This is a genomic window from Bifidobacterium cebidarum (genome assembly GCF_009193305.1).
Classification (GTDB): Bacteria; Actinomycetota; Actinomycetes; order Actinomycetales; family Bifidobacteriaceae; genus Bifidobacterium; species Bifidobacterium cebidarum.
This window is the reverse complement of record NZ_WBVS01000002.1, coordinates 20,605-34,229: the sequence shown is the minus strand read 5'-3', so window position 1 is coordinate 34,229 and position 13,625 is coordinate 20,605. Positions and strand designations below refer to the sequence as shown.

The 13,625-nt window shown below is 56.1% G+C and carries 11 protein-coding genes; 8 read left to right on the top strand and 3 right to left on the bottom strand.

From position 1 onward, the window contains the following. Nucleotides 1-119: 119 nt before the first annotated feature. From rpmH to F7D08_RS02395, 8 genes are all read left to right on the top strand, one after another. Nucleotides 120-254: a 50S ribosomal protein L34 gene (gene rpmH, locus F7D08_RS02430; RefSeq protein WP_007054596.1), complete on the top strand. Its 135-nt coding sequence runs from the start codon at nt 120-122 to the stop codon at nt 252-254. 34 nt (nt 255-288) lie between these two features. Further along, the gene (gene rnpA, locus F7D08_RS02425) at nt 289-636 is read left to right on the top strand and encodes a ribonuclease P protein component (RefSeq protein ID WP_152209126.1); all 348 of its coding nucleotides are present in this window, start codon (nt 289-291) and stop codon (nt 634-636) included. 1 nt (nt 637) lies between these two features. Continuing rightward, a complete protein-coding gene (gene yidD, locus F7D08_RS02420) occupies nt 638-955 on the top strand; it encodes a membrane protein insertion efficiency factor YidD (RefSeq protein ID WP_100493167.1) in 318 nt (105 codons plus the stop codon). After that, on the top strand, nt 955-1,965 hold the full coding sequence (yidC, locus tag F7D08_RS02415) for a membrane protein insertase YidC (protein ID WP_152209306.1): 1,011 nt from the start codon (nt 955-957) through the stop codon (nt 1,963-1,965). The genes yidD and yidC overlap by 1 nt, the downstream gene beginning before the upstream one ends. Nucleotides 1,966-2,095: 130 nt before the next feature. Further along, the gene (locus tag F7D08_RS02410) at nt 2,096-2,629 is read left to right on the top strand and encodes a Jag family protein (RefSeq protein WP_152209125.1); all 534 of its coding nucleotides are present in this window, start codon (nt 2,096-2,098) and stop codon (nt 2,627-2,629) included. A gap of 107 nt (nt 2,630-2,736) precedes the next feature. Beyond that, complete coding sequence (rsmG, locus tag F7D08_RS02405; protein ID WP_152209124.1) at nt 2,737-3,402, top strand: 16S rRNA (guanine(527)-N(7))-methyltransferase RsmG; 666 nt, start codon at nt 2,737-2,739, stop codon at nt 3,400-3,402. Between the two features lie 250 nt (nt 3,403-3,652). Then, a complete protein-coding gene (locus tag F7D08_RS02400; RefSeq protein WP_193316159.1) occupies nt 3,653-4,621 on the top strand; it encodes a ParA family protein in 969 nt (322 codons plus the stop codon). Beyond that, nucleotides 4,621-5,928 (top strand): ParB/RepB/Spo0J family partition protein, encoded by a 1,308-nt coding sequence (locus F7D08_RS02395; RefSeq protein WP_152209122.1) that lies wholly within the window; start codon nt 4,621-4,623, stop codon nt 5,926-5,928. The genes F7D08_RS02400 and F7D08_RS02395 overlap by 1 nt, the downstream gene beginning before the upstream one ends. Nucleotides 5,929-6,271: 343 nt before the next feature. On the opposite strand, the gene F7D08_RS02390 is transcribed toward F7D08_RS02395, so the two are convergent. From F7D08_RS02390 to F7D08_RS02380, 3 genes are all read right to left on the bottom strand, one after another. Further along, on the bottom strand, nt 6,272-7,267 hold the full coding sequence (locus tag F7D08_RS02390) for an NAD(P)/FAD-dependent oxidoreductase (protein ID WP_152209121.1): 996 nt from the start codon (nt 7,265-7,267) through the stop codon (nt 6,272-6,274). 193 nt (nt 7,268-7,460) lie between these two features. Further along, on the bottom strand, nt 7,461-11,384 hold the full coding sequence (locus F7D08_RS02385) for a lipid II flippase MurJ (protein ID WP_152209120.1): 3,924 nt from the start codon (nt 11,382-11,384) through the stop codon (nt 7,461-7,463). Then, the gene (locus tag F7D08_RS02380; protein WP_152209305.1) at nt 11,381-13,603 is read right to left on the bottom strand and encodes a DUF6049 family protein; all 2,223 of its coding nucleotides are present in this window, start codon (nt 13,601-13,603) and stop codon (nt 11,381-11,383) included. Before F7D08_RS02380 ends, F7D08_RS02385 begins: the two co-directional genes overlap by 4 nt. Nucleotides 13,604-13,625: the final 22 nt, after the last annotated feature.

Genomic DNA, 13,625 nt, shown 5'->3' with positions numbered 1-13,625 from the left:
CGAAATGTGAAAACTCATGATTCATTTTGACTTGTGACCAGGGTTGAGAGTACTTTGGTATAGCTTGACTCACGTGAGGGCAGCGCGAAGCGTTGCCAAATAGACCTAGGAGCATTGATATGAAGAGGACGTTCCAGCCGAACAACCGTCGTCGTCACATGAAGCACGGCTTCCGCCTGCGCATGCGCACCCGTTCCGGCCGCGCGGTGATCAACCGCCGTCGCGCCAAGGGCCGCAAGAGCCTGTCCGCCTGATCTGAGCGATCAGCGCCACAGGCATAGTACAGAGGTGGAACGGCTGAAAAGCCACCGTGACTTTGTCGGAGTATTGAAACGTCGACGCAAAGTCGGTGGCAAAGATATCGTCGTGCATTATCTGGTGCTCGACGAACAGCATGACGACCAGGCGAATCATCGTCGCCTGGGTTTGGCCGTATCCAAATCCGTGGGTAAGGCGGTTACCCGTAACACAGTGAAACGCAGGTTCCGAGTCCTGGCCAGGATGCATGAGCACCAACTCCCGGAACATTGCGATATCGTGTTGCGCGCCAAGCCAAGTGCGGCTTCAGCCTCGTTCGATGCTTTGGATCAGCAGATCGCAAAGTGTTTTGCCGCTGTGGCACATAAGGCGAAGTGACATGTCTACTTCCATCAAGGCGGTGATGATTCGCGGTGTGCGCTGGTACCAGCGCCATATTTCCGCGAACACACCGCCTTGTTGCAAGTATTATCCGTCATGCTCGAATTATGCCATTGAAGCTCTCGATCGGTATGGCGCCTTCAAAGGGGGAGTGCTCGCCGTATTGCGATTGCTTCGCTGCAGGCCGTGGAGTCGCGGGGGAATAGACGACGTGCCGCAGCAATACTCGATTTTTTATAGATTTTCTTGGTCGAAGGCTCATGAGGAACCTCGACTGACACCATTGGCCACGACCCAAGGAGAGGCCCATCGATGATCAACCAAAATCAGTTCCTTCTCGATAGTGGATTCTGGGGATTCTTCTATAAACTCCTGACCCCTGTCGAGTGGCTTCAGACGTGGATTCTGAAGCTTGTGCATGATTTCTTCGTTCTGCTCGGCATGAACGAGATCGGCGTTTCGTGGGTTCTCGCCATCATCTGCCTGGTGTTGGTGGTGCAGATCTGCATCTTCCCGTTGTTCTACAAGCAGATCAAGTCGATGCGCAAGATGCAGGCGCTTGCCCCGAAGATGCAGCGTATCCAGAACAAGTACAAGGGCAAGACGGATCAGGCCTCCAAGGAAGCCCAGAGCCGTGAGATGATGAAGCTCTATCAGGACAACAACGCCAACCCGGCCGGGTCCTGCCTGCCGATGCTGATTCAAGGCCCTGTGTTTATGGCCATGTTCTATACGTTGTCCGCCATTCCATACATCGCCAACGGTGTGCGTAAGGAACCGCTGGGTGCGTTCGATGTGGCTACCGCCAAGCAGTTCACCCAGACCGATGTGTTTGGTATCGTCAGCGTCACCGACAACTTTACCTCCGCCGCTTTCGCCGGCAAGATCGTCATCGGCATCTTCGTTGCCCTGATGTGCTTCTGCCTATGGTTCGTGCAGTATTTCAGCATGAAGCGCAACATGGCAGCCGCTTCGATGAACAAGCAGGCTGAATCCATGCAGAAGATGATGCTGTGGATTTTCCCGATTATGTACATCTTCTCCGGTGTAACCATGCCGTTCGCCGTGCTGGTCTACTGGCTGACCAACAACGTCTGCAACTTGCTGCGTACGTTCTGGCAGGTGACCTACTTCCCGACTCCGGGATCTCCGGCAGCCGAGGATAAGGAGAAGCGCGATCACCGCCGCGAGAACGCCCGCCGCGAAAAGGCCGGTCTGCCGTCTCTGGAGGAAGAGGAACTGCAGAAGGCCAAGGAGGCCGCTGAGCATAAGGACACCAAGGGCTATCAGCGAGTCCAGCCGCAGCGCAAGCGCAAGCGCAAGTAAGTAGCAAACCCGTGGTCTGAATGTGCTCCATGTTTCACGTGAAACATGGAGCACATTCGACACTTCGGACCTTGTTTCTTGGGAACAGGGCCTAGACTTGAAACTCAGAACCTGGTAGAAGGAGTACCGTATGGCACAGGATGACGAGAAGTCGATCGATCAGCTCAACGAAGAGGCTGATATCGCCGCCGATTATCTCGAGGGTCTGCTTGATATCGCCGACTATGAAGGCGATATTGAAATGGGGATTCGCAACAACCGACCGACCGTTCAGATTGTTGCGGACGATGACACTGATATCAAACATCTGATTGGTCGCAATGGAGAGGTGGTTGATGCATTGCAGCAGCTGACCCGTCTGGCTGTGCAACAGAAGACCGGCGAACGCTCTCATCTGATCGTGGATGTCGACGGCTTCCTCAAGCGCAAGCGTCAGCACTTGCGCGACATCGCTCTCGATGCCGTCGATGCCGTGAAGGAATCCGGCGAGCCATTCGACTTGAAGCCGATGAACTCATTCGAGCGCAAGGTTGTGCACGATGTGGTTCGTGAGGAAGGTCTGAAGTCTCGGTCCCATGGTGAAGAGCCTCATCGTTACGTGACTGTGTATGTAAAGAACAAGAGCGAGGAATCCGACGAAGTCGAGGATTTCGACGAGGAGTGATTCGGTCCTGAACCAAGGAATCGAACTTATTAACCGGTGAGGCGTCGCTCACGCGACGCCTCATTGCATGTGTGATGTTTCACGTGAAACACAGAAGAGGAGTGGTCATGGCAGACAAGTTGGAGGGTTCTCCAATTCTGGCTGAAGTCCTTGGTGATGCGTTGCCGCAGCTCGAGCTCTTCCATAAGAAACTGGAGGACGAGGGCGAGCCTCGCGGACTGATTGGTCCGCGTGATGTGGACATCATTTGGGAACGGCATATTCTCAATTCCGCCGCCATCGTGCCCTATGTTCGCGAGTCGACGGAAGGTGCTCGTTTTAAGACGGTAGCTGATGTCGGCAGTGGCGGTGGTTTCCCTGGATTGGTGGCAGCTGCTTGTCTTCCTGATCATCAATTCACGTTGATTGAGCCGATGGAACGTCGTATCGATTGGTTGACCGAATGCGTCGGGCTCATGGGTCTGAAGAACGTCACGCTGATTCGTGGTCGTTCCGATGAAGTCATTGCGCAAGTGCGCAAGCATAAGACCCATCCGTTTGCCGTAGTGACCTGTCGTGCCGTCGCTCCGATGACCAAACTTTCCGGATGGACGCTTCCGCTGTTGAAGTCCTCCGGTCAGCTGATTGCCCTCAAAGGGCGTTCCGCGCAAATCGAGTTGGATAAGGCAACCGATCAGATTACTCGTTTTGGGGGTCGTAACGCTCGGGTGGTGGAAGCCCCTGTCGGCCCGAATTTGGAATCCACTCATGTCGTGATTGTGGATAAGCGCTAGCGGTTCGGTTTGACTTATCCACATTTTCCACAAGGCGGATAAGTTATCCACAGTTTTACTGGTAAATAGTGGACAAACCTCAAAACCGTTGAAAAATCAAAGATTTAAGTGCATGACAACCGCTGTTTTTACGTGATTTGGCATTGACTTATCCACAGTTATCCACACTGATTGCAAAAACAGTGGATAACTCGGTAATCTGTCCACGTGAATGGCAAGACTTGAAATATTATCAGTGCAAGGAGGATCGATGGCCACGAAGGATCATCAAGAGGAGACGATTGAATCGGCTTCCGAAACCCTTCATCGTATTTTTGATGGGCAAGGGTCTAGCCTCGGCAATCAGATGGCCGATGAAAGTTCCCGATATGATGCTCTGCAAAAAGCCGTATTCCCCAAGCCAAAGCGCACACGTCTGATTGCCATTGCCAATCAGAAGGGCGGTGTCGGCAAGACCACCTCCACCGTGAACCTTGCTGCAGCGATGGCCAAGTATGGTGCTCAGGTTCTGGTCATCGACATGGATCCACAGGGTAATGCCTCCACCGCATTGGGGGTGCCGCATGCTTCCGGCGACCCCTCCACCTATGACGTCCTCGAAGGACGGTCCCCGATCGAAGATGTGATTTCGGTATGCCCTGACTTCCCGACATTGGATGTGGTGCCCGCTTCCATCGATTTAAGTGGTGCCGAACTTGAGGTCGCCGATATGCCGAATCGTAATACCCTGCTCAAGGAGGCTTTGGAGCAGTATCTTCGTCAGTCGGAAAAGCATTATGACTATGTCTTCATCGACTGTCCTCCAAGCCTGGGTCTGCTGGTCATCAATGCGATGTGTGCAGTGACGGAGATGCTGATTCCGATTCAGGCTGAGTATTACGCATTGGAGGGTTTGGGCCAGCTGATTAATACGATTGGCTTGGTGCAGGATCACTTCAACCCGGTATTGCTGGTCTCCACGATGCTGGTCACGATGTTTGACCGTCGCACCCTGCTCAGCAGGGAGGTGTTCAACGAGGTCAAGGGCCATTATCCGAACATCGTGCTGGATACCACGATTCCACGGTCCGTGAAAATCTCGGAGGCGCCAAGCTTCTCTCAGTCCGTCATCGCATACGATCCACGTGGTTTGGGTGCCATCGCTTACGGTGAAGCCGCACTGGAAATTGCTGGACGCTCCCAGCATGTACTCGACGCTCTTGATGCGAGGAGGAAATAATGTCATCGAAATCACGACTGGGCAAGGGCCTCGGCGCACTATTTCCTGATTTGCCGGGGGAGGAGACCGTCGAGAAGAAGGCGAAGTCTCCCGAAAACGCCAAGAAGGTCGCTGAGACCAAGTCCGCATCCAAGGTGTTGGCTTCGGCGGCAACCTCCGTGGCGACGCCAGGTAAAGCCTCGACCAATGTGAAGAAAAACATGGCCAAGCGTGCAGCCATGCCCGCTTTGGATGATATTGCTCACCCGAGTGATTTGTTCTTCGGTTCGGATGCCCCACAGCCTCAGCTGCCGGTATCGGACCTTCCGAAGGCGGCCGGCAAAAATGTTTCACGTGAAACATTAAAGGCCGCAAAGGCTTCCGCTTCCGATAAGGTCAAGAATGGTGAGAGCGAGCTGAAGCCGGTGCAGGGCGGCTATTTGGCGGAACTGAAGCTCAACGACATCGGTCCGAACGCACATCAGCCGCGTACCATCTTTGATGAGGATGAGCTCAACGAACTGGCCGCTTCCATCAAGGAAGTCGGTGTCTTGCAACCCATCGTGGTGCGTAAGCGCCCGGCTGAGCAGATTGCCGAGGCTAAGACCAAGAGCAAGGAGGCCTCCACCAATCCGTTCTCTGGTCATCTGGACAGCCCGTATGAGTTGATTATGGGCGAGCGTCGTTGGCGTGCGTCTCAGTTGGCTGGTTTGGAGACCATTCCAGCCATCGTCAAGACCACTGCTGACGATGACATGCTGCGCGACGCATTGCTGGAAAACCTGCATCGCGTGGCGTTGAATCCTCTTGAAGAGGCAGCCGCCTACCAGCAGATGATTGATGAGTTCGGCCTGACCCAAGCGCAGCTCTCCAAGTCGGTCTCCAAGTCCCGCCCACAAATCGCCAACATGCTGCGACTGCTGAACCTTCCTGCCGCAGTGCAGAAGAAGGTCGCCGCCGGTGTGCTATCGTCCGGTCATGCTCGTGCCCTGCTGGGCCTGAGCAATCCGGAGGAAATGGACAAGCTGGCTTCCCGCATTATCTCCGAAGGTCTGTCTGTGCGCAGCACAGAGGAGATCGTGGCGATGAAGATCGCCTCGGGGGAGCAGCCGAAGAAGCCGAAGAAGTCCAAGACCAATCCATGGGCCGGCTCCGCCGTGCAGCAAAGCCTGGAGAATCATTTCGATACCAAGGTCTCGATCAAAGGCAGCAGCAAGCATGGACGCATCGAAATCGTGTTCTCCTCCCCGGAAGACATGGATCGCATCCTGAAGTTGCTGGTACCGAATCAGTCGGGCAGTGATGACTCGAAGTCCCGGTGGGTGTGATTCGGCAGTACTGATTTGCGGCAATTGCCGGTTGAGTGAGCCTTCTGAAGCTTGCTCAACCGGTTTTTCGTCTGGAACAACTGATGGGTGATGCGGTGCCGCACGCCGGGAATCACCAATAGTATGTGTTTCGATCAGATGCAAAGCATCGTCTTCATGGAATTGAAGAGGTGTGGTTATGACTATGACGTTCATGTTGGCGACGTGGGAGATCATGAACGTCATCGATTGGTCGCTGGCCAAGGACTGAATGATACCGCGGCAAGTATGTTCGCAATACGGAAAGAGGCTGACTCCATGGAAAGTCAGCCTCTTAGTCTGCTATAGCGGCAGAGCGGTTACGTTACTCGCTCAGATACTCCTGCGCATCAAGGGCGGCACGGCAACCCATGCCGGCGGCGCTGATAGCTTGACGGTAGACGCGGTCCACGCAATCGCCCGCAGCGAAGATTCCTGGGGTGCTGGTGCGTGTGCTGGCACCATCCACGATAATGTACCCATCCTCATCGCGTGAGGCCACAGAGGCGGCAAAATCGGTGGCAGGCGTGTGACCAATGGCCACGAATACCGCAGCGGTTTCGAGTTCGGCGGTTTCACCAGTCACGGTGTTCTTCAGCGAAACGCCGCTCACGTTTACCTGCGGTTTGGGGTTGAGCGCCAAGCCTCCAAGGCTGAGGGCAGGTGCAGCCGGCGCGGTTTCCGTGCCATGAATTTCCGTGACCACGGTATTGGTCAGCAGCGTGAGCTTCGGATTCTCTTTGGCGCGATCCACCATGATCTGCGAGGCGCGGAATTCATCGCGACGGTGAATCAACGTCACAGAAGAGCCGAAACGGGTGAGGAACAGAGCCTCCTCGAACGCGGAATCACCGCCGCCGACCACCACAATTGGCTTATCACGGAAGAAGAAGCCATCGCAGGTGGCGCAGTAGGAGACACCGTGGCCGGAGAGTTCCACCTCGCCCGGCACGCCAAGCTTACGGAAATTGGAACCGGTCGCGATGATGACCGCGCGGGTTTCCAATGTCTCACCATCAGACAATGCCAAACGATACAGCGGTGCATCATCCGAACCTGCAGATTCGATGGCGGTCACGTCATCGGCAATGAATTCGGTACCGAATCGTTTGGCCTGGGCGCGCATGTTATCCATGAGCTCCGGACCCATGACGCCTTCCGGGAATCCGGGGAAGTTTTCGACCTCAGTCGTATTCACCAGCTGACCGCCCGGGGTCAGCGCACCGGTGACCATCACCGGGTCCAAGCCTGCACGGCCCAGGTAGATGGCCGCAGTATAGCCAGCCGGACCAGAGCCGATAATAATGACGTTGTGTGCCATGGTCTCTCCCCACATACGTTTGAGTTTTCAATATCCTAGGTTCACCATCATACGGGTGAGATGCGTCAGCCCCTCCACAATTTCGGCCCAAAGCAATAGCATGCTTGGTTGCTTCCTGTACAGGAGTTGGCCCCCCATATAGCAATTGCCCTCCACGAAGGGAGGGCAATTGCTGCGAATGCGTCGGTAAAGGTCAGAAGACTTCTACCTTGACGATGTAGAGCTGGTTCTGAGGCAGGCTGCCCATCGGCACCCAGAGCATCAGATCCTGTGTGGTGATGGACTTGCTGAACTTCACTTCGGTGGTGCCACCTTCGGCAAAGGTGAAGGACGCCATCTCCTCACCTTCGGATGGATTGCCAGTGGTGTTGGCACGGATATAACCCTTGCCGCCCGAGCTGCGGATGGTGATGATCATACGAGACACATCATGCGGCTGATCAAGATGCAGCGTGTACCCGTAGCCGGACTGGCCACCGGGGTTGGACACGAAGTTCGCGTTGGAAATCGTATAGGCCGTGGTATTGGTCACATGTGGCTTGGGCACGGACTTAACCGAACGGTCCTCCACAACCTTCTTGACGGTGGACTTTTTCTGAGACTTCTCAGTGCTGGTCGATGACGACGAATCCGACTTGTTCGTATTTGACGAAGACGACGAAGCGCCGTTGGAATCGCCGGATTGCGTAGCCTCAGAGGAGCCAGATGAATTCGTCGATGCGTCAGCGGAACTTGAGGAATCCGCATTGGAGGGGTTCTGATCGCCGAAAGGCACCTCGTTCATATTCACGTCCGGCCATTCGCCATTCGCGGATTTGGTTGTATCGGTGGCATCAGCGGGGTCGACGCCGCTCTTCTGGAACGCGCTCCATGCCCAGAATCCAGCGGCGACCACCACTACAAGGGCGACGATGAGTGCCACCACTTTGGTGGTGAAACTGCCGAACAGGTTCTCGTTGGGCAGATGGTCGTCTTCAGTGCCGCCCTTGACCGGTGGATTCTTCGGATCATAGCTTGGCGGCACTGCGGCCACTTCTGCAATGCGGGCCTGCTCCTCCTCCAAGGCGCGCAAGGACTCCTCACCGGGCTGGATTTCACGTCCGCCGGCATCGTATACCGGGATACGGCTTGTAGTTTCGCCGGCGGGATCGGCAATGGGCATGGTCGGGTGGGAATTGCCGGCAAATGCGCCTGCAACACCGGCGTTTAAATCATTGAACCAGTCGGCAGTATCGTCGCCGGAAAGATTTTCGGCATTCCAGGCGTCGGAGAATTTGAAGTCGAACAGATGACGGCCTTGGTCATCGGTGCCATCCTGGCCGGGCTTGTCCACTACCGGTCCGGCTTGCGTAATGGCCAACTCAGGCAGTTGCTTACTGGTGATGAGGGAATCCGGGACGGTGGCGAATTCAGCCTTGGTGTTGATATCGCCGAACTGCGCGCGGACGATGGAGCATTCTCCAGCGGTGATAGGCAATGCGATATCAGTATCCTCAAGCTCCTGCAGAGGCTTCCAATCGCCGAGAAGAGCATCGAGTTCGGCCAGAGAGGCCATCGGCAGGGTGAGTTCGTCGTTATCGAACAGTTCAAGGCCTCGCTTGCAGATGACCTGGAACTCGCCTGGAGTGTCCTGCGGCAATGCGGCAAGGCTGAATGTCGTGTTCTTATGGCTGCGTTCACGCAAGAGCATGGCATACAGCAATGCGGCAAGCTGGCGCACGGCATGGCGTTCTGAGCCGTCATCGTCAACGGTGGCGCCGGACGTATCGGCAAGCAGTGGGGAGAACGGTGCATCCGTAATCTCGATGCCCTTATTGGTGATGCGGACCGTATCGGTGTTCAGCACAATACGGTTGGTGACGCCGAACAGCATCGGACGAACCGCTTCCGCCAATTCGCCGATGATTGAACGCATTGCAGCGTAGCTCAGAGGAGCTGTGGCTTTGCCGGCCAGGTATTCGGTCAATGACTTGCCGCTGTCCACAGGAGTGATGACCAGCAGCACATCGTCCTGCCTGCGGTATTTCAGCACCGGGACGAAATGCTCGGGGCGCGTGGCGGTGATCGTTCCAGCGATCTCATTAATCGTGGTCAGTTGCTCTTGGTTGGAGACCAGATACAGCTGGCAGTCTTTGGCCAGAATTCGATCATTGGCCTTCCACACTTCGATGCCGGGTTCTTCGCGCAACAATGACACCAGTGTGTATCGATTGAGAATGGTATCGCCCAGTTGCGGTTTCATAGGTGTGTCCGACTCCATACGGTTGTTGCTTGGAATTGTCTTTGACATTCTATCTGTGGGGATGGCCTGAGAGAAGTCCTTCTCAGGAGTGATTTCCTGCGGTGTTTCATTAGGTGAAACACCATCTTCGGCATGAGGTGCAGCAGATGTGCGGCTTACGCCCCATCGCGCGAGTATCGGAGATACGAGATCCTTCAATTCCTTGGTGCGAAGCAGCCAAAGCATGGCCACGTATACTGCGGCCAGAACGATGGTCAGCACGATGCAGATGCCCAAGGCCGCCAGCCAAGGCATATGGCCGCCACCGGGATCGATCGACGGATCGTTGAGAGTCGGCCCATGGAAGAGGCCGCCATCCATATGCTTGGCCGGCTGAATATCAGCCTGGAACAGGCTCACAATAGGACTCTTCAGCAGCCAGACGATCACGCCCGCGATACCTGCTGCCGCCAGCGTCTTCAGCCCCATCACTCCATAGGTTTTCAGCCCAATGTAGCCATGGAACGTTTTACGCAGCATCAGCAACGTCAACGGGATCGCTATCGCCGATCCGAGCGGAACCGCAACGGCATTGGACAGGACCCAATACTGTGGCGGAAGCACAACCAGACCAATAACCATGACGACGATCATGCATCCTGAGTTAATGACATTGCACAGGAACGGATGCCAGCCATCTTCGAATGCATAGAACGTGCGCTGAATGAGCAAGTTGACGGAGACTATCGGCAACCCGATTGACAATATGATCAATGCGTACGAAATCAGCATCGTCTCGTTCATGGAAACCGATGGAAGCAGGGCGCGAATAATCGGCTCGGGATAGACGATCATGGCTACGGCGAAGAACATGACCAGTAAGGTGACGTTCTTCATGGCGTCGATGAGATCGTTGCGAGCTTCGCCCAGATCATGTTCGGCGATGGAACGCGAGATTTTCGGGAACATGGCGGTGGATACGGACACCGCAATCAACGAGTACGGCAGGATGAATAGCGTATACGCATTCTGATAGGTGGCGTTGCCGGCGATATCGAACAGGCTGGCGCCAGTTAGCTCATGCGCGCGAATCGGCGCCAACGTGGCGATACGGGTCTGAATAATACCGGCGATCTCAGTGACTACGACCACGCCCAGCGAACCCAATGCAACAGGTCCCATCGCCTTCAATCCGAAGCCGGTCAAACCGAACTGCGGGCGGTATTTGAATCCGAGACGCATCAGAGGAATAAACAGCACCAGCGCTTGGAACGCCACTCCTAGCGTCCAGGTGCCGGCGGTAAGCATGATCGTCCCACCTGTCCAAAAATCAAGTGGCTGCTCATTGGCTTTGCCGAACAGCAGGATGAAGACAGTGAAGCCTGCGCAGCTGATGACGTTGGCGCCGGTGGAACTCCACGCATATGCGGTGAAGTGATCTTTCGCCGCCAGAATCTGCCCAAGCACCGTATACAGTCCATAGAAGAAGATCTGCGGCATGCACCAGAGCGTGAACGCGGTGGTCAGCGCGATCATCTGAGCGTCATTGCCGCCAACGTACAGACGCGTCAGCAGGGGAGAGGCGGCTCCCATCAGAACCGTAACCGCCAACAGGATCACGATGGCCAGCGTAATCAGTCGGTTCAATCGTTCCTGGGCATCTTTTTCCTTGAGGGTGCGGACGATCTGCGGTACCAGCACGGCGTTGAAAATACCGCCGGTCACCAGCGTGAAGACGGCCTGCGGAATCATCGAACCGGCCTGATAGGCGTTTGCGGCAAGACCTGTGGTGCCCATGGCGGCGGCCAGCAGAATCGTTCGAATCTGACCGGTCACACGGGAGGCCGCAGTGCCGGAAGCCATGATCAGGGAATTACGGCCTACGGTAGAACTCATTCGTCCGGATCCTTCTTACGGTTGAACTGGCGCCACAATCCCACAAGTCCCAAGAGCACGGCGAAGCCGATGATGATGAAGCCGCTGGCATCGCTGATACGCAGCACGCTGGTGATGGTCGTGTCCTGCGTATTGCCGAACGCCACGTTTTGGCGATCGGACAATGACACATGAGCCACGGCGGAACCCGATGTGGAGACGCGGATGGTAAATGCCACCTGTGCCTCACCGTGGGCCGGGATTACCACATCGTTGGTGCGTGAGGTGACGATCTGCATCGAGTCGGTGATCGAATTGACCTTAACGCTTACGGCATAGGGCAATGTATTGCTGACGGTGATTGGCATTTTGGCGGATTCACTGAACACGGAAACCGGTTCGGACGGTGTGATGCTCACACTGCCCAGCAATGTATCGGACAAGTTTTGCGCAGCCTGGGCCATGCGCTGGTGACTCCCGGATGGCCCGGAACCGGTGAGTGCGCGCAACGCCATACCGTCGTGGACGGTAAGCAGGCTGCCGAGCCATTGCTTGGGGTCATTGCCATGATTGATGGTGCTGTCCGCGTCGCGTCGCGCCAGTGTCTGGGGATCGAGCGAGACGATGTCATCGGATTGGATGCGCTCCTTGAGAATCGAGCTGGCGAGCCGCAGAATGCCTTGACGGCTGGCGGTCAGCTGATTCAGCACCGTCTGCGTGGCGGAAGTGTCGGGGGAATCCGTGCTTTGGTTCACCGAATCGCTCACATGGTAGGGGTCGGTGTTCGCCATAGTGCTTAAATCCGTGAGATTCAACCAAGATGCCTGTTCGAGAGCGCTCATCACCTGATCGATCCATCCGGAGGAGTTGGTGCGGGTGAAGGTCATCAGCAGATTACGCGTGGTGTAAGGCTGTTCCATCTGATAGAAGGCGCTCTGCGCCATCAGGCGGGCCAGTCTGCCGGCATCACTGGTTTCGGCGGTGGCCTCCTTGCTGGTGGCCTGTCCATGCGCCAACGTGCCCAATTCGGACTGTTCCTTGAGCACTGTCACATCGCCGGCGGTGGTGTTGATTACATAGGTGCCGGTGTGCACGGTATCGGTTTGCTCGTTGTCGAATGAAGCACCGGCGATTACCGTGGAATAGCCTTGTGCGCGGGCTTTGGTCAGGGCGTCCATGGTCCAATCCGCAGAGCCCTGCCAGGCGTACGTGTCCGGTGCGTCGGTGGCGTTACCGGCCGCGGCATAGATGGTCTGGGCATTCTTGGCGGTCCACTGTGCATCGGTGACACCGGCGTTGGTATATGCCGAGGCGTTGTTGATCGCGGCATATGCAGTGATATCGAAGTCGGCCGGCTGCATCACACCAGCTATCGTCGGTTTGCTGCCGGATTCCTGCAGGTAGAGTGGATCGGCCACGATTTGCAGGCGTGGATGCTTGGCCACGGTCTGTTCCAGCGCCTTGGTCTGGGCGATGCTTTCGGCGCTCAGCAGCAAAGGCTCGCTGCTCTGCTCGGCTGACGTAGCGGCACCGCCGTTCTCGGTTTCCTCGCTCTTGGTATTCGAGGTGCCGTTCGACTCAGTGGACTCCTGGGCCTTGCCGGATGCCGGCGATGACGAGCTGGTCGAATCGGTTTCCTCGATGAGATTGGTGATCGCCGTCTCATTGGTCTGCCAATCCCCGGAAGTCAGCGGCATGGCCACCGTCAGGTTCATGGCAGGGGTTTGCGCAGTGCTTAATCCATCAGAGGAACGGGTGAGGAAGCTGTGCATGATGGACCGTGTATTGCCCGCAATATAAGCGATGGTCAGCGGTTTGGGACCCCAGTTGCGTATTGCGGCAAGCGCCTGTTGGTCGGCAGCCACGTCAAGTGTGACGGTTGTGCTGTTGCCGGCTGTGATGGCTGGCACATCCACCGAACCCAATGGATTTGGCGTGGGGATGTTCGTGCCGTTCTCGGCCCAGGATTGCATATCGGACCGAGATGCGAACGTGAACAATGCGTTGGTTGCCGCCGCAAGTGTGCCTGCAGGCGCGTCGACGTCGCTATTGTTCGTCACGATCACCTGTAGGTGGAAGCCGGAGGAAGCGGTGACGATGGGTGTGCTTTGCGCGATGGTCAGCGTCTCGGCGGGCTTGCCGCTTTTTGACTGCGAGCTTTGTGCCTGTTGGGTTTGCGCCGAGCTTGAATCATCGGTGGTATTGGACTCATCAGCCCAAGCGGCCGGCGCCAATAGCATCGCACCGGCCGCCAGCATTGCG